The following is a 17,469-nucleotide window of genomic DNA, read 5'->3' as shown; positions in this document are numbered from 1 at the left end:
CCCGGGGGAGCACCGTAGGGCCATGACCCCACGACCGCCCGAGCGTCCGGGCGTGCGCGCACCCGGCGCGTCGCCGCGCGGGCGGCCACGAGTCGTGGTGAACGCCCAGCGCTGGGAGGCCCTGACGTTCCTGCACTGGCCCGTCGACCCGGCCGTCGTGCAGGGCTGGCTCCCGCCCGGCCTCACCGTGCAGCAGGTGGACGGGACGACGTGGCTCGGGGTGGTCCCGTTCCGGATGGCCGGCGTCCGTGTCCCGCCGCTGCCCGCCCTGGGCGCGTGGTCGACGTTCCCCGAGCTCAACGTCCGCGTGTACGTGCGCGACCGCGCGGGCGCCGAGGGCGTGTGGTTCCTCGGCCTGTGGGCGACGTCGCGTGCGTTCGTCGCCGCGACGCGCGCGGCAGGCGTCCCGTACCACCCGGCCCGCGCGGCGGTGCACGCACGCGACGACCGGGCGGGGCCGCCGTCGGCAGTGCGCTATGGGTTCCGCTCCGTGGGCCGCGGGCCCCTGCGCGTGCCGCACGAGCACGCGGGCCTGCGCGGTCTCTCCCTGCACGCCGAGGTGCGCTCCCACGAGGAGGTGGACGCGGCGTCGGGCCTCGTGCGGTGGCTCACCGCTCGGTGGTCCGCGTACGGCGTGCGTGCCGGGCGGCTGTGGCGGTTCCCCGTGGTGCACGAGCCGTGGACCCTGCGGCGCGGCACGCTCGACGCCCTCGACACCGACCTGCTCGATCTCCTCGGGCTGCCGCCCGCGGCCCCGCCGCTCGTGCACGTCGCCGCGCCGGTGCACGCGCGGTTCGGCCTCCCGCGGCCCGTGCGCTGAGGTCAGGCCGCGGGGTCCACGATCCCGTGCCGGAACGCCCACACGACGAGCTGCACGCGGTCGCGCGCGCCCGTCTTCGTCATGGCCCGGCTGAGGTGCGACTTCACGGTGCTCGGCTCGAGGAACAGCGCCGTCGCGATCTCCGCGTTCGACGACCCCCGGCACAGCAGCGCCACGATGTCGAGCTCGCGGGGCGTGAGGAGCGCGGCCGCGTCGTCGTCCCGCGACACCGGGGCACGGCGCCGCGCGAACTCGCCGAGCACGCGCCGGGTGAGCGACTGGTCCACGAGGCCGTCGCCCGAGGCGACGCGCCGGACGGCGTCCACGAGCACCTCCGGCTCGGCGTCCTTGAGCAGGAACCCGCTCGCCCCGGCCTCCAGCGCCCCGAACACGTAGTCGTCGAGGTCGAACGTGCTCACCACGAGCACCGGCACCGGGTCCGCGACGTCGGGCCCGGCGAGCGCGCGCGTCGCCGTGATGCCGTCGCCGCCGGGCATGCGCACGTCCATGCACACGACGTCGGGGCGCTCGCGGCGCGCGACCCGCACGGCGTCCGCGCCGTTCGACGCCTCGCCCACGACCTCCAGGCCCTCGCTCTCGAGGATGACGGTGAACCCGGCGCGGACGACCGCCTGGTCGTCCACCAGCACGACGCGTGTCACGAGGCCTCCTGGGCGGGGGTGCGAGGGTCGCGCGCGGGGGCGCGGGGGACGGTCAGCCGGACGAGCCACGCGCCGTCGGGCGTGCGCCGCGCGTCGAGCGTGCCGCCGAGCACGGCGGCGCGCTCGCGCATCCCCACGAGGCCGTGGCCCGGGCGGGCGTCCTGCGGGGGAGCGGTACGACCGGCGGGGTTGCGCGCGGTGACGACGACGGCCGTCGGGCTCCACGCGAGCCGCACCGCGACCGGCCGGCCGGGCGCGTGCCGCCGCGCGTTGGCCAGCGCCTCCTGCAGCACGCGGTAGACGGCGATCTGGGCGGTCGGTGCGGGGTCCCAGGGCTCACCCTCGGTCTCGACGGTGACCGTCGTGCCCGCGGCGCGGGCGGTCTCGAGGAGCGCGGGGAGGTCGGCGAGCGTGGGCTGCGGGGCCTCGCGCGCGTCGCCCTCGTCGTCGCGCCCGCGCAGGATGCCGACCACGAGGCGCAGGTCGTCGAGGGTCTCGCGACCCTGCGACCGGATCCAGCGGACCGACTCCTTGGCGCGCTCCGGGTCGGCGTCGACGAGCCGTTCCGCCGCGGACGCCTGCACGACGATGCCCGAGAGGTGGTGCGCCGCGACGTCGTGCAGCTCGCGGGCCATGCGGGCGCGCTCCTCGAGCACGGCCTGCGCGGCGAGCGCCTCGCGCTCCCGCTCGGCGCGCACCACGCGGTCGCGCAGCTCGGCGACGAGCTCGCGCCGCGTCGCGACGTAGGAGCCGACGAGCGCCGCGCCCACGAACGTGAGCACCGCCGAGAGGAGGGCGCCCCCCACCTGGAGGGTGTGCTGCGCGGGCCCGGCCCCGGCGGGGACGCCGAACCCGCCGAGCGCGAAGACGAGCAGGACCTGCGCGACCGCCGCGAGCGCCGGCGCCCCGAGCCGCGCGCGGCGGGGGGCGTAGGCCCCCGCGGAGTAGGCGGCGACGAGCGTCGCCGGGGCCTGGAACCCGACGTAGGGGGGCAGGAGCGCGGTGATCGCGACCTGCGCGACGACCGTCAGCGCGAGGCAGACGAGCGGTGCCCGACGGCGGAGCACGAGCGCCGCGGCCTGACCGACGACGAGCGCGAGCACGGCCGCGCGCACGCCCGGGCTGATCACGCTCTCGCCGGGTCCCGCACCGAACGTGGCCCCGACCTCCGTCGCGAGGACGCGCTCGATGCCGAGGAACAGCGCGACGGTCGCGAGGGCGACGACACCGGCCAGCACGGCGTCGCGGCCGGTGTCGGTGCGGACGCCGGCCCGGTCGAGCGCGCGGCGCAGGGTCTCGGTCACGGTCCTCCTCCAACGGGCGACGGGTGCGGGGACGGGGTGCGCCGTCGGGCCCGCCCACCCTACGGGGCGGGCGGGCCGACGGCGCCGCGCGGCTCCCGGCCTGTGGACGACCGGGTCGTCGCGTCGGGAGCCGGACGGGCTGTGGTCAGACGAGGTCGCGTCGCCGCAGGCTGACGGCGCCCCCGCCGAGCAGGAGCGCGGCCCACGCCGCGAGCCCGGCGAGAGCGGCGAGGGCGCCGAGCGGTGCCGCGCCGCCGAGGAGCGTCGCGGCGGACCCGCCGGTCGACGCGAGCGCACCCAGCCCGAGCGGGAGCCACTCGGCCGCGGCCGAGTCACCGCCGGACAGGAGCGTCACCGCGCCGCGGACGATCGGCTCGGCGAGCGCGAGCGCCGCGACCGTGACGACGCCCGCCACCTGGCCGCGCACGAGCGTCCCGATGCCGAGCCCGAGCCACGCGAGCAGGACGAGCACCGCGAGCCCGCGGGCCCAGACGCCGAGGACGTCGCCGGGGCCGAGCGCGAGGCCCGCTCCCGGCGTCGTGACGATCGCGACGAGCAGCCCCAGGGCGCCCAGGAGGGCGAGGACGACGCCGACGCCGAGCGCGACGGTCGCGGTCGCGCCCGCCTTCGCGCCGAGGATGCGCAGGCGCGACGGCTGGACGAGCGCCGTGGGCACGATGCCGCCCGTGCGGAAGTCGGTCGTCACGGCGAGCACGCCGAGCAGGAGCATGCACACGGTCGCGACGCCGACGGACCCGGAGCCGCCGAGACCGGTGCCGAGCAGGTCGAGCATCGAGCGTTGGAACGCGGGCTGCGAGACGTCGGCGAGCGCGCCGAGGTCCGGCGCGAGCTCGGCCACCATCTCGGGCGGGGCCTGGAGCCCGACGGTCGTGCCCCCGCCGACCGCGTCGGCGCTGCGCAGGATCGTGGGGAGCAGCAGGGTGAAGGCCTGGACGACGAGCATCCCGGCGACGGCGACGGCCGCGACGACCCACGTCGCGCGGGTCGTGCGGAGCTTGAGCATCTCGGCGCGGTACATCAGCGCACCCCTTCGGTCGTGGCGGTCAGGTCGAGGTAGAAGTCCTCCAGGGACTCCCCGCGCAGCAGCTCGTCGAGCGGTCCCTCGGCGACGACGCGCCCCTGCCCCACGACGACGAGGTCGTCCGCGACCTGGCGCACCTCGGACAGCACGTGGCTCGCGAGGAGCACGGTGCCGCCGTCGTCGGCGAACGCGCGGACGAGGTCGCGCAGCCAGCGCATCCCGGCGGGGTCGAGACCGTTGGCGGGCTCGTCGAGGACGAGGACCTCAGGGTCGCCGAGCAGCGCGGCCGCGATCCCGACGCGCTGCCGCATCCCCAGCGAGTACGTCCGCACGCGGCGGTCGGCGGCGGGGGTCATGCCGACGAGCGCGAGCACCTCGTCGACGCGCCGCGCCGGGATCCGGCCGGCGGAGGCGAGCACGCGCAGGTGGTCGCGCCCCGTCCGCCCCGGGTGCAGGCCGCCCGCGTCGAGCAGCGCGCCGACGGTGCGGGCCGGGTGCGTCAGGTCCGCGAACGCGCGGCCGTCGAACGTCGCGGTGCCCGCGGTCGCCGCCGCGAGCCCGAGCAGGACGTGGAGCGTGGTCGTCTTGCCGGCGCCGTTCGGGCCGAGCAGCCCGACGACGCGGCCCGGCGCGGCGGTGAACGTCACGTCGTGCACGGCGTCGAACCCCCCGTACGCCTTGCGCAGCCCGGAGACGTGGATGGTGGTCATGCCGGTCCCTCCCTCGTGCGTGCCGCACGGGCCTCCCGTGCGGTGCCCCACCAGGCTGTCGCGCGGGCCCCCGCCGGGTCTTGCGGCGCAGGGCGGAACCTGCGTTGCGACCTCCGTCGGAGGCGCGGCGCCGCCCTGCTGGACCGGGGGAGCCGTGGCGGGTATCGCCGCAGGTGAGGGCGTCGGGCGTGACACACGAGCCGGGATGGGGCAGGGTGGACGTCCACCCGACCGCCCCGGCGGGCAGCGTGTCGCGCCGTCCGCCCCCTCGACAGCCCCGGAAGGAGGCGACGTGCGCCGACGCCACGACCGGTCCGGACCCGCCGAGCGGGACCGCACCGCCCCCCTCCCGCGGCCTGCGCGCCGCACCGCCACGCCGTGGGTCACGGTCGCCGCCGGCGCGGGCGCGGTGACGCTCGTCGTCGCCGTCGCGGGCATGGTCGGTGCCGCGACGGGCGGTGGCGAGGCGGTCGTCGTCGGCGGGGTCTCCGCCGAGGGCGGCCCGAACGGCGAGGACACGGTCCCCGCGGTCACGCCGCGCCCCGACACCCCGCGCCCCGAGGTGACCCGCATCCCTCCGCCCGACGCGTCGGACGAGACGTCCGACGACACGGGCTCGACGCCGGCCCCGCGCCCGTCTGCGGGCGGCACCGGGGAGCAGGCCGCGCCCAGCGCGCCCTCGCCCTCCGCCGAGCCCGCGCCCGGTCCCACCGCGTCCGAGCCGACACCGGCGCCGACCGCGCCCACCCCCACGCCGTCCCCGACGACCGACCCGGGCACGGCGTCCGTGTCCTGGGTCCAGGAGCGGCTGCGGGTGCACGGTGCCGACGTCGCCGTCACGGGGACGATGGACGACGCGACGCGCACCGCGCTGCGAGCGTTCCAGAAGGCGCACGGCCTCGCCCCTGACGGCACGGTCACCGCGGCGACCGCCGAGGCCCTGCGCGCCGCACCGCCCGAGGTCGAGGAGCCGACCGAGCCCGGCACCCCGCCCCCGACCGAGCCCGCGCCGACGCCCTCCACCGACCGGCCGTCGGTCGCCGTGCCCGGGCCGTCGTCGAGCACCGACGAGCCCGCCCCGACGCTCGCCCCCGCGTCCTGAACCGCGCCCGCCCGGGCGCGGGCACCCCGCGGGGCCGCAGCGCGGTCGGTAGGGTGTGCCCTCGTCGGACGACGGACGGAGCAGTGCCATGACGAGCGCGGCCATCGGCGCCGGGCAGGACCGGGCAGGCTCACGCCGCGCCACGGCGCCCGACCCCGCCCGCGGGTACGCCAAGGGGCGGGCCAAGCGCGAGGAGATCCTCCAGGCGGCCGTCGTGCTCTTCGGCGAGGTCGGCTTCCACGCCGCGTCCCTGCGCGAGCTCGCGTCCCGCGTGGGCATGTCCCACCCCGGGCTGCTCCACCACTTCCCGACGAAGGCGGCGCTCCTCGAGGCGGTGCTCGACCACCGGGAGACCGTCGACCGCGCCGACCTCGAGGAGGACCTCGCGCGGGGGACCGACTTCTTCGACGCGCTCGTGCGGCTCGTCGAGCGCAACGCGCTGCGCCGGCCGATCGTCGAGCTGTTCACGGCGCTCGCGGCCGAGGCGACGTCGCCCGACCACCCGGCGCACGCGTACTTCGTCGAGCGCTACGAGTCCACGGTCGCGCGCATCGGCGAGCAGCTCTCCCGGCGCGCCCGGGAGGGCGGCCTGCGCGACGGCGTCGAGCCGGACGTCGCGGCCCGCCAGCTCGTCGCGCTCATGGACGGCCTCCAGGTCCAGTGGCTGCTGTCCCTCGACCGTCCGCGGCCCGAGCGCGTCGACATGGCCGCCGACCTGCGCGCGTACCTGCGCCTCGTGCTGTCCGACGCCGCGCGCTGACGCCGCGCGCTGACGCCGCGCGGGGTCGACCTCGTCAGCCGATCAGGTCGGCCGGGAGCGGGTCCTCGCTGCTCGCCAGGCACAGCCCGGTGCGGTCGCCGTCGCGCCAGGACGTCTCGGTCGGTGCCCACACCACGAGCCGCACGTCCTCCGGGGCGTCCGGACCCAGGGCGTCGGGCGTGCACACGCGCGCGACGCGGCGGTCTGCGGCGTCCTGGCCGGGCCACACCTCGTCCGCGCCGAGGTCGGTGCGGCCGACGACCTGCGCGCGGTGCTCGTCCGCGCACGGGACGGCGCGCACGCGCGACACCTCGCCGTCGGGCGGCAGCTCGTCGAGGCACGTGCCGAGCACGAGCTGCACGGCGCTCACGGTGCGTGGTGCGTCCACGTCGCCCGCGAGGGGCGTGCGTGCCTGCTCGCCCTGCCACCACGCGATCCCGCCCGCCACCCACGCGAGCGTGGCGACCGCACCGAGCACCGTCCCGGCGACCGCGAGTCCGCGCCCGCGGGTGCCGCGCGAGCGGACGCGCGACAGGGCGGCGGCCCCGAGGCCCACGCCGACCGGCCCGAGCACGACCCCCGCCGGCACGCTCGCCACGGCGAGCGGCTCGACGCGAGGCGCCGCGGGCTGCCACCCGGGCGCGTAGTACGTGTCCGGGGCGAAGCCCGGCCGGTCGTCGGGCCCGGGCGGCGGCACGGGCGCCGGAGGACCGGAGGGGCCGTGCGGCGTCGGGCCGGGCAGCGGCGTGCCGACGTCCGCGCCGCGGGGGCCCGAGGCCCCGGGCACTCCCGCGGGGGGCGGGACGGGCGGGCGTCCCGCAGGCCCGGACACGCTGCCGCCGGGCGGGGCGAAGAGGTCGTCGTCGCTCACGGTGCCGAGTCCCCGAGCGTCCCGGCGAGGACCACGAGCATCGCGAACGCCGTGCCGACCGCGCCGACGACGATCCCGGTCACGGCGAACCCGCGCCCGCGCGTGCCGTCGCGCATCACCTGGTTGAGCGCCACGATGCCCAGCACGAGGCCGACGAGGCCGGGGAAGCCCGCACAGAGCACGAGGCTCGCGATCGACACGATCATGGAGGCGAGCGCGAGCCCGTTCGTCCGCGGCGGGGGCGCGTAGGGCGCGCCGTACGGCGGCGGGTAGCCGCCGTAGCCCGGTGCCGGGTACGCCGCGGGTCCGGGTGGCGCCGCGTACCCGGGCGCCGCGCCGTACGACGGCGTCGCTCCGGGGGCGTAGGGGGAGCCGGGGCCGTACGGCGAGCCCGGCCGGGCGGGCGCGGCCGGCCCGCCGGACGGGGCGCCGACGCCCGGCGCGCTCCCGTACCCGCCCCCGCCCCCGGAGCCCGACGGCGCCACGAACCCGCCGTCGTCGGGCGCGGAGGGTGCGTCGTCAGTCGGGGGGTGGTACGGCGTGAGCGGCGGCTGGTGCGGCCGCCGCGGGGCGTACGGGTCGGCGGGCTCGTCGGGGGACCCGTACGGAGGGACGGGTGGCGTCGTCATGGACACACCGTAGCGAGGGGACGCGCCCCACCCGGCCCCGGACCCGCGGCGCGGACCCGGGGCCCGAGCCCGACGGCGGTCGTCCCGGAGGTCAGTCCGTCAGGTCGACGACGACCGGCACATGGTCCGACGCGCCCTTGCCCTTGCGCTCGTCGCGGTCGATCGTCACGCCCGTGACGCGCGCGCGGGCGGCGGGCGACAGGTACGCGAAGTCGATGCGCATGCCCTCGTTCCGTGGGAACCGCAGCCGCTGGTAGTCCCAGTACGTGTAGGTGCGCTCGGCCGGGATCGCCTCGCGCGTGACCTCGGTGTACCCGGCGGCGCCGAACGCGGCGAAGGCGTCCCGCTCGGCGGGCGTGACGTGCGTCTTCCCGGCGAAGTACGCGACGTCCCACACGTCGGTGTCGAGCGGTGCGACGTTCCAGTCCCCGACGAGCGCGACCTGCGCCGCCGGGTCGGCGGCGAGCCAGCCGGCGGCCTGCGCGCGCAGCTCGTCGAGCCAGCGCAGCTTGTAGGCGTAGTGCGGGTCGCCGACCTCGCGCCCGTGCGGCACGTAGAGGCTCCACACGCGCACGCCCCCGCACGTCGCGCCGAGCGCGCGCGCCTCGACCCGGTCGCCGAAGGCGGGCTGGCCGGGGAACGACGTCTCGACGTCGGCGAGGCCCACGCGCGAGACGACGGCGACGCCGTTCCACTGGTTCACGCCGACGTGCGCGACCTCGTACCCGGCCGCCTCGAACGGCGCGACGGGGAACTGCGCGTCCGTGCACTTGGTCTCCTGGAGCGCGAGGACGTCGGTCCCCGTCCGCTCGAGGAACGCGACCGCGCGGTCGACGCGGGCACGGACGGAGTTGATGTTCCAGGTCGCGAGGCGCACGGGCCCCACCGTACGGCGTCGGGGGTGCGACCGGCCCCGGGAACGGTCCTGCTGGGCGCCGCGTGCCCCGTGCTCGCCGTGAAGCCGTCGGCCCGGTGACACGACTCCAGCCCGTAGGCTGTGACCATGGCGACAGCACTCATCACCGGCGCGAGCGCCGGCCTGGGTTTGGAGTTCGCGTGGCAGCTCGCCACGGCGCGGCACGACCTCGTCCTCGTGGCGCGCGACGAGGCGCGACTCGAGGAGACCGCGCGGCAGATCCGCGCCGCGGCCGGGGTGCGCGTCCAGGTGCTGCGCGCCGACCTCTCGGTGCCCGACGACGTCGCGCGCGTCGCGGAGCGCCTCGCCACGACCGGCGGGCCGGACGAGCGCCCGGTCGGGCTGCTCGTCAACAACGCGGGCTTCGCGACGCACCAGCACTTCGTCGGGGGCGACCTCGACGTCGAGCTCGAGGCGCTCGACGTCATGGTCCGCGCCGTCATGGTGCTGTCCCACGCGGCCGCGGGCCAGATGACCGAGCGCGGGCGCGGTGCGATCCTCAACGTCGCGTCGGTCGCGGCCCTCACCGCGGGCGGCACGTACGCGGCGGCGAAGGCGTGGGTGCGGTCCTTCACGGAAGGCCTCGCCGTCGAGCTGCACGGCACGGGCGTCACCGCGACCGTGCTGTGCCCCGGCTTCACGCACACCGAGTTCCACGACCGCGCGGGCATCGACAAGTCCGTGCTCCCCGACCTCGCGTGGCTCGACGCGGACCGGGTCGTCGCGGAGGCGCTCGCGGACGTGCGGCGGGGTGTCGTCATCTCCACGCCGTCGGTGCGGTACCGGGTCGCCTCGGCGGCCCTGCGCGCGATGCCGCGCTCGGCCGTCCGCGCGATCGGCAAGTACCGCTAGGCACGGGGCGGGCCCGATACCCTGGCGGTCGTGACTACCGACCCCGCCTCGACGCTCGCCTCGACCCCCCGCGAGCAGCTGCTCGGCCTCATCCGCGAGCTCGCCGTCGTGCACGGCCGCGTGACGCTCTCCTCGGGCAAGGAGGCGGACTACTACGTGGACCTGCGCCGCGTCACGCTGCACCACCGCGCCGCGCCGCTCATCGGCCACCAGCTCCTCGACCTCCTCGAGGAGCAGGGGCTCGGCACGGCGGAGATCGACGCGGTGGGCGGGCTGACGCTCGGCGCCGACCCCATCGCGACCGCCCTCCTGCACGCCGCCGCGTCCCGTGGCCAGGACCTCGACGCGTTCGTGGTGCGCAAGGCGGCCAAGGCGCACGGGATGCAGCGCCAGATCGAGGGCCCCGACGTCGCGGGCCGGCGGGTCGTCGTGGTCGAGGACACGACGACGACGGGCGGCTCGCCGATCACGGCGATCGAGGCCGTGCGCGCGGCCGGGGGCGAGGTCGCGGGCGTCGCGACGATCGTCGACCGGGCCACGGGTGCGGGCGCCAAGATCGAGGCGCTCGGCGTCCCGTACCACTACCTGTTCAGCCTGGAGGACCTGGGTCTCGCCTGAGCTCCTCCGCTCCGTCTCCCTCTGCTCGACGCGGCGCACCGCCCCGCGGCCTCCTGGGCCGCGGGGCGTCGTCGTGCGACGAGGCGCGCGTCACATCACGATAGGTCAGGCTTGCCTTGCTTTGGTGAGGCCACCCTTATATGGTCCGTCACGACGGAGCGTGAGCACGCTCCCTTCTCGGTCCCGCTCCCCGCCGGGACCTCGCCCGGACCAGCACGGGAGACCTTGTGCGCACTTCATCGTCGAGACGCGTCCGACGCGCCCTCGCCTCGTTCCTCGCCGCGGCGCTCGCCGCCGGCCTCACCGTCGCCGGCACCGGCGCCCCGGCCCAGGCGGCCGCGGCCGACGTGACCGGCGGGTCGGCCACCTGGAACTTCGTCGACTCGTGGACGTCGTACGTCACGGGCGGCATCGCCCAGGGCACGATCACCCCGCCGCTCCAGGGCGGCCAGGCGTCCTACGGCCCCGCGTCCGGCAGCTACGACGACGCGTCCGGGACGGGCTCCGTCCGTCTCGGCGGCTCGACCCGGTACGAAGGCCACCACGGCGCGCTCGACGTGACGATCTCCGACGTGCGGCTCGACCTCACCGGCCCCACGACGGGCGCGGTCTACGCGGACTTCGCGGGCACCGTCAACCCTGGGGCGGGGGAAAACGTGAAGGTCGCCGACGTCACCGTGTCCGCGACGCGAGCCGGTGACGAGGTCACGTTCGTGGCGGACGGGAGCGTCGTCGGGACGCTCGGGAACGTCTCGCCGTACTTCTCGTCGTACGCGGGCAAGCCCCTGTCGACCCTGACCGCCCGCGTCGTGTCGCCCGAGCCGGTGGCGCCCGCGCAGGCGACGACGACCACGCTCGTCGCGGCGCCCGCGGGCACGTCCGCGGCCGGGGCGTCGGTGACGCTCACTGCGACCGTCGCGCCCGCCGCCGCGGGCACGGTCGAGTTCCGCGACGGCGGCACCGCCCTCGGCACCGCTGCCGCGGCCCACGGCGTCGCGCGCCTCGAGACCACGACCCTCGCCGCGGGCAGCCACCAGCTGAGCGCCGCCTTCACGCCCGCGGACCCGGCCGCGTTCGTCGCCTCGACCTCCGTGGCCGTCGCGCACACGGTGATTGCCAAGGAGCCCGAGCCGGAGCCCGAGCCGGAGCCCGCCGTCGACCCCGCCGTCACGGTGTCGCCGACGACGCCCGTCGACCCGGCGGTGGAGAACACCTTCACGATCTCGGGCACCGGGTTCGTCGGCGCGGGCGCCGCGAACGGCGCGTACGTGCTCCTCGGCGACGCCGCGATCTGGGACGGCAGCGGCCCGCTCGTCGCGAGCGGCTGGCTCGCCCAGGGTTGGGTCATGCCGCAGCAGGTGCGCGACGGCGCGTTCACCACGACGCTGACCGTCCCGGCCGGAAAGCTCGACCCGGCGAAGCAGTACGTGGTGGCGACCTCCGCCGCGCACGGCCTGTCGGTGACCGACCGCAGCCTCGACACGTTCACGCCCGTCGCGGTCCAGGGCAGCACGGCGCCCGAGCCGGTCTGGGAGCCGCAGATCACCCTCTACGCCGCCGACGGCACGACCCCGCTCGGGGACGCGCCCGTCCGCCCGGACGACAGGATCGTCGTCAAGGGCTCAGGCTTCGACCCGGACGCGAACGTCGCACCGGCCGGCAACCGTCCGCCCATCTCCGGGGGCATCCCCGCGGGCACCTACGTGGTCTTCGGCAGCTTCGCGGCCGACTGGCGTCCGTCGGAGGGTGCCCCGTCGAGCGCGCGCACGGCCGGTTCGCAGCAGTGGGCCCTCTCGTCCGCAGCGCTCGACCAGGTGGACCCGCGCTACCAGCCCGCGATCCGCGGGCAGTGGGCCGAGCTCGCGCCGGACGGCACGTTCACCGCCGAGCTCGTCGCGGGCGAGCTCGAGCGCGAGGACGGCCGGTACGGCGTGTACACGTACGCCGCGGGCGGCACGGTCAACGCCGCGCAGGAGCTGTACGCGCCCGTCGCGTTCACGACCGAGCCCGCGGCGCCGGTCTGGGAGCCCGAGATCACCGTGCTCGCCGCGGACGGCACGACGCCGCTCGGCGACACCCCGGTCGCGGTCGGGGACACGATCGTCGTCCGGGGCACGGGCTTCGACCCGGCGGCGAACGTCGGCGGCCGCGGCGTCCCGATCCCGGCGACGCTCCCGCAGGGTACCTACGTCGTGTTCGGGAGCTTCGCCGAGCAGTGGCGGCCGTCCGAGGGCGCCGCGTCGTCGACCCGCAAGGTCGGCTCGCAGGCGTGGGCCCTCGCCGAGCCCGTGCTCGACCAGGTCCCCGCGCAGTACCAGTCGGTGGTCCGGGCGCAGTGGACGGACATCACGCCGGACGGCACGTTCGAGGCGCGGCTCGTCGTGAAGAACCCCGCCGCGCTCGAGGGCGGGCGCTACGGCGTCTACACCTACGGCGCGGGCGGCGTGAGCAACGCCGCGCAGGAGCTCTTCGTCCCCGTCGCGTACGACGCACCGGGCACGCTCACCGTCGCGCCCGCGTCCACCACGGTGGAGGCCGGATCGACGGTCCGCGTCACGGTGCGCGGTCTCGGCGCGGACGACGCGGTCAAGGCCGTGACGTTCGGCGGCGCCCCGGCGTCGTACTCCCGCGACGGCGCGACGCTCGTGCTCACGGTCCCCGCCGGCACTCCCGCCGGACCTGTCCCCGTCGTCGTCACGTCGGAGCTCGGCCTGACCGGCAGCACCACGCTGACCGTGACCGCCCCGGTCCCCGGGGGCGAGGCGAAGGCGACCACGACGACGCTCGCGTCGTCGGCGACGTCGGTCGTCGAGGGCACGGCGGTGACGCTCACCGCGACGGTCGCGCCGAAGGCGGCCGGCACGGTCCGGTTCGTCGCAGGCGGCACGACCCTGGGCACCGCGACCGTCACGGACGGTGCCGCGACGTTCCGGACGGCCCCGCTCGCCGTCGGCTCGCACGCCCTCAGCGCGACCTTCGTCCCCACGGACGCCACCGCCTACCGCGGTTCGACGTCCGCGCCGGTGACGGTCGCGGTGACCGCCATGCCGGTGACGCCGGCGCCGACGACGGCCGGCAGCCTCACGTGGGGCGTCAAGGAGTCGTTCCGCAGCTACATCGTGGGCCCGGTCGCGAAGGGCGGCGCGACGGCGACGAGCGGCGCGAGCGTCGTCGACGGCGTCTTCCGCTTCGGCCAGGCGGACGGCGGCACCTGGACCGCGGCGAGCGGTCGGGGGACGGCCCGGTACACCGGGACGGTCCGCTTCACCGGCCACGCGGGCGCGCTCGACCTCACCCTGTCGAACCCGGTGGTCGAGACCACCGGCCCCGGCACGGGTCGCCTGCTCGCGGACGCGCGCTCCACAGGGCTGGACGGCTCGACGTTCGACCGCAGGGGCGTCGCCGTCGCGACGCTCGTGCTCGGCACGCCGACGACGGGCGCGGACGGGGCCGTGACGTTCCGGGACGCGGCCGCGACGCTCACGGCGGACGGCTCGCTCGCGTTCGTCGGCTTCTACCCGGCCGGGACCGCGCTCGACCCCGTGACGTTCACGATCGGCGCGAAGGCGACCGCGCCCGGGGGCGGCGGCACCATCGGCGCCCCGGGCGACGGCTCGACGGGCGGGTCGGTGGACCCGGCGAGGGCGACGCTCTCGGTGTCGCAGGCACGGCCGGGCGACGAGGTGACGATCAGCGGCGTCGGGTTCGGCGCGCGCGAGTCCGGCATCCGTACGGAGCTCCGCTCGACGCCGCGCACGCTCGCGACGGGCACGACCGCGAACGCGGGCGGCGCCGCGACCTCGACCGTGACGATCCCGAAGGACGTCGCGCCGGGCGAGCACACGCTGCTCCTCATCGGTGCGGGCCACACGGCGTCCGCGCCCCTCACGATCGTCGGTGCCGGCACGACCGGCACCGGCACCGGGTCGGGCAGCGCGGCGGAGCAGTGCTTCGCCCAGGGCGTCCACGGCGCGACCCTCTCGTGGGGCGTGAGCGACCGGTTCCGGTCGTACGTCACCGGCCCGATCGCGAAGGGCTCGGTCTCGACGGACGGCGTGCGGGACGGCGGCTCGGCGTTCACGTGGAGCGGCGGCAAGGGCTCGTTCAACACGGACCTCGGCAAGGGCCGCGCGAGCTTCGGCGGCTCGGTGTCGTTCTCCGGCCACGAGGGCATCCTCGACCTCCGGATCAGCAACCCGCGCGTCGTCGTGGACGGGTCGTCGGGCACGCTCGTGGTCGACGTGCGGAGCAGCGACATGGAGGGCAAGAAGTCCTCGTCGACCGGCGTCGCGTTCGCGAGCCTCGACCTGTCGGGGAAGAAGTCCACGTCGGGCTCCACGACCACGTGGAGCGGCGCCCCCGCGACCCTCACGGCCGCCGGCGCGAAGGCGTTCGCCGGGTTCTACGAGGCCGGCACCGCGCTGGCGCCGGTGACGGTCAGCTTCCCCGTCGGCGGCGACGTCGAGTGCGACGCCTACTCGGGTGCGCTCGCCACCACCGGCTCCGACGCCGGGAGCCTCGCGCTCCTGGCCGGGACGCTGCTGCTCACCGGTGCGGCCCTCCTGGCTGTCCGGCGCCGCCGCGCAGGCCGCGCGGAGATGGCCGCGGCCGCCTGACCCGGCTCCCCGCACGACGACGCCCGGCCACCTCGTGGTGACCGGGCGTCGTCGTGCGTGCGGGGCTCCCGGGGGCGGACCGGTCGGACCGGCCCGGCGTGCCCTCAGACGAGGTCGACGAGGTCCGCGACGGAGTCGACGACCTTGCTCGGCCGGAACGGGTAGCGGTCGACGTCGGACATCGTGGTGGACCCGGTCATGACGAGGTAGGTGTACAGGCCCGCCTCGATGCCCGCGACGACGTCGGTGTCCATCCGGTCGCCGATCATCGCGGTCGTCTCGGAGTGGGCGTCGATGCGGTTGAGCGCCGAGCGGAACATCATCGGGTTCGGCTTGCCGACGAAGTACGGCTTGCGGCCCGTCGCGGAGGTGATCATCGCCGCGACGGCGCCCGTGGCGGGCAGCGGGCCCTCCTGCGAGGGCCCGGTCGTGTCGGGGTTGGTGCAGATGAACCGCGACCCGCCCAGCACGAGGCGGATCGCCTTGGTGATCGCCTCGAACGAGTACGTGCGGGTCTCGCCCAGCACCACGTAGTCCGGGTCGGACTCGGTGAGCGTGTAGCCGGCCTCGTAGAGCGCCGTCGTCAGCCCGGCCTCGCCCACGGCGTACGCGCTGCCCTGGGGGATCTGGTCGGTGAGGAACTGCGCGGTCGCGAGCGCCGACGTCCAGATCGACTCCTCCGGCACGTCGATGCCCGACGTCGCGAGGCGCGCCCGCAGGTCGCGCGCCGTGAAGATCGAGTTGTTCGTGAGGATGAGGAACGGTCGGCCCTTGTCGCGCAGCGCGCGCACGAACTCCGGGGCGCCGGGGATCGCGTGGCCCTCGTGGACGAGCACGCCGTCCATGTCGGTGAGCCAGCTCGTGATCTCTCGTGTCATGTCAGGCGTCCTTCCCGTCCGTGTCGGCCTGGCCGACGGCGGTCGCGTCCTCCGCGACCCCGTTCTGGTGGGCGTCGGCGGCGACCCGCGCCTCCAGCGCCGCCGCCCGCTTCTCCGCCCGCCGACCGCGCCAGACCTCGATGACCATGGGCAGCACGGACAGGAGGACGATGAGGAGGACGAGCGACTCGATGTTCTCCTTGACGAACGTGATGTTCCCCAGGAGGTAGCCGAGCCACGTGAGGCCGACGGCCCAGAGCAGGGCGCCGAGCGCGTTGAACCCGACGAAGTGCCGGTAGTGCATCTTGCCGACGCCCGCGGCGACGGGGGCGTACGTGCGCACGATGGGCACGAACCGCGCGATGACGATCGTCCGGCCGCCGTACTTCTCGAAGTAGGCGTTCGTCTGGTCGATGTACTTGCGCTTGAAGAACCGGGAGTCGGGCCGGTCGAACACCTTGGGCCCGACGGTGCGTCCGATGAGGTACGCCGTCTGGTCGCCGAGGAACGCCGCGGCGAACAGCAGGACGAGCAGGACCGGCAGGCTGATCTGCAGCGACTCCTGCGCGACGAGCGCGCCCGCGGTGAAGAGCAACGAGTCGCCGGGCAGGATCGGGAAGAGCAGGCCCGTCTCGATGAAGATGACGACGACGATCCCGACGAGCGCGGCGTCGCCGAAACGCTCGATGAGCGTCATCGGGTCCATCCAGTCCGGACCCAGGGCGGCGACCGGTCCGGCGGCGCCGAGGCTCGCGGCGTGCGCGGCCCCCGGGAGGGCGGAGGCGAGCTCGGCGAGGGTGTCCACGGGTCACCAGCGTAGCCGGGTGGGACCGCGCGGCCCGGCCGTCGTGTGCACCCGCCGTGGAGGTCCGGCGACGGCGGACCGGCAGGTCCCGGCAGAATGTGCGCCATGGCGAGCAGCGCGGGCACGGCGGATCCGGGCGCGACGGGCGAGCGCGAGGTCGGCGTCGGCCCGTGGCCCGGGGGGCCGGAGGCGTGGCCCCGCGTCCCGGACCCCGCCGGACCGCCCGGGGCGACCCGCCTTGACCCCCGGTACGACCCCGAGCTGCTCGCGCACGGCGACCGCCGCAACGTCGTCGACGCCTACCGCTACTGGACGGTCGAGGCCGTCGTCGCCGACCTCGACGCGCGCCGCGACCCGGCCCGTCGGCTCCACGTCGCGATCGAGAACTGGGCGCACGACCTCAACATCGGCTCCGTCGTCCGCACCGCCAACGCGTTCAACGCGGCCGGGGTGCACGTCGTGGGACGGCGGCGCTGGAACCGCCGCGGCGCCATGGTCACGGACCGCTACCTGCACGTGCACCGCCACGCGTCGGTGGAGGAGCTCGCGGGCTGGGCCGCGGGGGAGGGCCTGCCGCTCCTCGGGGTCGACAACGTCCCGGGGTCGGTGCCGATCGAGGGCTACGTGCTGCCCGCGTCGTGCGTGCTGCTCCTCGGCCAGGAGTCGGCCGGGCTGACGCCCGAGGCGGTCGCGGCGTGCCGCGCGGTCCTCCACATCACGCAGCACGGCTCGACCCGCTCGCTCAACGCCGGTGCCGCCGGCGCGATCGCCCTGCACGCGTGGGCGGCGCAGCACCTGGGGCCGGCGGAGCCGCCGAGGTAGAGGCGTGGTCATCGGGGGACCACAGGTCGAACGGCCCTGACCTCGCGCTGTCATCCATGCCA

The 17,469-nt window shown here is 76.5% G+C and carries 16 protein-coding genes; 7 read left to right on the top strand and 9 right to left on the bottom strand.

Features of this window, described 5'->3' with window-relative positions; translation table 11 throughout:
• Positions 1-22 precede the first annotated feature (22 nt).
• On the top strand, positions 23-820 hold the full coding sequence (locus tag ABIE39_RS01185) for a YqjF family protein (protein WP_354050053.1): 798 nt from the start codon (positions 23-25) through the stop codon (positions 818-820).
• A 2-nt stretch (positions 821-822) separates the two neighbouring features.
• On the opposite strand, the gene ABIE39_RS01180 is transcribed toward ABIE39_RS01185, so the two are convergent.
• The 4 genes from ABIE39_RS01180 to ABIE39_RS01165 all read right to left on the bottom strand — a co-directional run bounded on the left by ABIE39_RS01180 (position 823) and on the right by ABIE39_RS01165 (position 4,538).
• Positions 823-1,482 (bottom strand): response regulator, encoded by a 660-nt coding sequence (locus ABIE39_RS01180; RefSeq protein WP_108050948.1) that lies wholly within the window; start codon positions 1,480-1,482, stop codon positions 823-825.
• Positions 1,479-2,786 carry a sensor histidine kinase gene (locus ABIE39_RS01175; RefSeq protein ID WP_354050051.1) on the bottom strand — a complete coding sequence of 436 codons (1,308 nt, stop codon included), beginning with the start codon at positions 2,784-2,786 and terminating at the stop codon, positions 1,479-1,481. Before ABIE39_RS01175 ends, ABIE39_RS01180 begins: the two co-directional genes overlap by 4 nt.
• 145 nt (positions 2,787-2,931) lie before the next feature.
• A complete protein-coding gene (locus ABIE39_RS01170) occupies positions 2,932-3,825 on the bottom strand; it encodes a hypothetical protein (RefSeq protein ID WP_074805316.1) in 894 nt (297 codons plus the stop codon).
• Positions 3,825-4,538 carry an ATP-binding cassette domain-containing protein gene (locus ABIE39_RS01165; protein ID WP_175007496.1) on the bottom strand — a complete coding sequence of 238 codons (714 nt, stop codon included), beginning with the start codon at positions 4,536-4,538 and terminating at the stop codon, positions 3,825-3,827. The genes ABIE39_RS01170 and ABIE39_RS01165 overlap by 1 nt, the downstream gene beginning before the upstream one ends.
• A 292-nt stretch (positions 4,539-4,830) precedes the next feature.
• Between ABIE39_RS01165 and ABIE39_RS01160 the strand changes: the two genes are divergently transcribed.
• Together ABIE39_RS01160 and ABIE39_RS01155 are read left to right on the top strand one after the other, a co-directional pair.
• Entirely contained in the window at positions 4,831-5,640 is an 810-nt protein-coding gene (locus ABIE39_RS01160; protein WP_354050049.1) for a peptidoglycan-binding domain-containing protein, read from the top strand.
• Between the two features lie 88 nt (positions 5,641-5,728).
• Positions 5,729-6,400, top strand: coding sequence for a TetR/AcrR family transcriptional regulator (locus ABIE39_RS01155; protein ID WP_074805324.1), 672 nt, complete (start codon positions 5,729-5,731; stop codon positions 6,398-6,400).
• Between the two features lie 34 nt (positions 6,401-6,434).
• Here the strand turns inward: ABIE39_RS01155 and ABIE39_RS01150 are convergent, their stop codons facing one another.
• The 3 genes from ABIE39_RS01150 to ABIE39_RS01140 form a co-directional block, all read right to left on the bottom strand.
• Positions 6,435-7,271, bottom strand: coding sequence for a DUF4190 domain-containing protein (locus ABIE39_RS01150; RefSeq protein ID WP_354050047.1), 837 nt, complete (start codon positions 7,269-7,271; stop codon positions 6,435-6,437).
• Entirely contained in the window at positions 7,268-7,900 is a 633-nt protein-coding gene (locus ABIE39_RS01145) for a DUF4190 domain-containing protein (protein WP_209828176.1), read from the bottom strand. Before ABIE39_RS01145 ends, ABIE39_RS01150 begins: the two co-directional genes overlap by 4 nt.
• Positions 7,901-7,991: 91 nt before the next feature.
• A complete protein-coding gene (locus tag ABIE39_RS01140) occupies positions 7,992-8,777 on the bottom strand; it encodes an exodeoxyribonuclease III (RefSeq protein ID WP_209828177.1) in 786 nt (261 codons plus the stop codon).
• A 126-nt stretch (positions 8,778-8,903) separates the two neighbouring features.
• Between ABIE39_RS01140 and ABIE39_RS01135 the strand changes: the two genes are divergently transcribed.
• From ABIE39_RS01135 to ABIE39_RS01125, 3 genes are all read left to right on the top strand, one after another.
• A complete protein-coding gene (locus tag ABIE39_RS01135; RefSeq protein WP_061267145.1) occupies positions 8,904-9,668 on the top strand; it encodes an SDR family NAD(P)-dependent oxidoreductase in 765 nt (254 codons plus the stop codon).
• Between the two features lie 30 nt (positions 9,669-9,698).
• Positions 9,699-10,286: an orotate phosphoribosyltransferase gene (pyrE, locus tag ABIE39_RS01130; protein WP_021483023.1), complete on the top strand. Its 588-nt coding sequence runs from the start codon at positions 9,699-9,701 to the stop codon at positions 10,284-10,286.
• Positions 10,287-10,513: 227 nt separating this feature from the next.
• On the top strand, positions 10,514-14,902 hold the full coding sequence (locus tag ABIE39_RS01125) for an HtaA domain-containing protein (protein WP_354050044.1): 4,389 nt from the start codon (positions 10,514-10,516) through the stop codon (positions 14,900-14,902).
• A 104-nt stretch (positions 14,903-15,006) separates the two neighbouring features.
• Here ABIE39_RS01125 and ABIE39_RS01120 read toward each other — a convergent pair whose 3' ends face one another.
• A complete protein-coding gene (locus ABIE39_RS01120) occupies positions 15,007-15,780 on the bottom strand; it encodes an HAD-IIA family hydrolase (protein ID WP_021482670.1) in 774 nt (257 codons plus the stop codon).
• A 1-nt stretch (position 15,781) separates the two neighbouring features.
• Positions 15,782-16,486 carry a VTT domain-containing protein gene (locus ABIE39_RS01115; RefSeq protein WP_354050240.1) on the bottom strand — a complete coding sequence of 235 codons (705 nt, stop codon included), beginning with the start codon at positions 16,484-16,486 and terminating at the stop codon, positions 15,782-15,784.
• A gap of 204 nt (positions 16,487-16,690) precedes the next feature.
• Between ABIE39_RS01115 and ABIE39_RS01110 the strand changes: the two genes are divergently transcribed.
• The gene (locus ABIE39_RS01110; RefSeq protein WP_502914823.1) at positions 16,691-17,407 is read left to right on the top strand and encodes a TrmH family RNA methyltransferase; all 717 of its coding nucleotides are present in this window, start codon (positions 16,691-16,693) and stop codon (positions 17,405-17,407) included.
• The last annotated feature ends 62 nt before the right edge of the window (positions 17,408-17,469 follow it).

The sequence above is a fragment of the Cellulosimicrobium sp. 4261 genome (assembly GCF_040546915.1).
GTDB classification, from domain to species: domain Bacteria; phylum Actinomycetota; class Actinomycetes; order Actinomycetales; family Cellulomonadaceae; genus Cellulosimicrobium; species Cellulosimicrobium cinnabarinum.
Note: the sequence above shows the minus strand (reverse complement) of the source record. Positions and strands in the feature narration are given on the sequence as shown.

Bases quoted from the DNA above. Each gene is read 5' to 3' on its own strand.
- ABIE39_RS01185 (WP_354050053.1), top strand. From the start codon at position 23: ATGACCCCACGACCGCCCGAGCGTCCGGGCGTGCGCGCACCCGGCGCG.
- ABIE39_RS01170 (WP_074805316.1), bottom strand. From the start codon at position 3,825: ATGTACCGCGCCGAGATGCTCAAGCTCCGCACGACCCGCGCGACGTGG.
- ABIE39_RS01165 (WP_175007496.1), bottom strand. From the start codon at position 4,538: ATGACCACCATCCACGTCTCCGGGCTGCGCAAGGCGTACGGGGGGTTC.
- ABIE39_RS01155 (WP_074805324.1), top strand. From the start codon at position 5,729: ATGACGAGCGCGGCCATCGGCGCCGGGCAGGACCGGGCAGGCTCACGC.
- ABIE39_RS01145 (WP_209828176.1), bottom strand. From the start codon at position 7,900: ATGACGACGCCACCCGTCCCTCCGTACGGGTCCCCCGACGAGCCCGCC.
- ABIE39_RS01135 (WP_061267145.1), top strand. From the start codon at position 8,904: ATGGCGACAGCACTCATCACCGGCGCGAGCGCCGGCCTGGGTTTGGAG.
- ABIE39_RS01120 (WP_021482670.1), bottom strand. From the start codon at position 15,780: ATGACACGAGAGATCACGAGCTGGCTCACCGACATGGACGGCGTGCTC.
- ABIE39_RS01115 (WP_354050240.1), bottom strand. From the start codon at position 16,486: ATGGACCCGATGACGCTCATCGAGCGTTTCGGCGACGCCGCGCTCGTC.
- ABIE39_RS01110 (WP_502914823.1), top strand. From the start codon at position 16,691: ATGGCGAGCAGCGCGGGCACGGCGGATCCGGGCGCGACGGGCGAGCGC.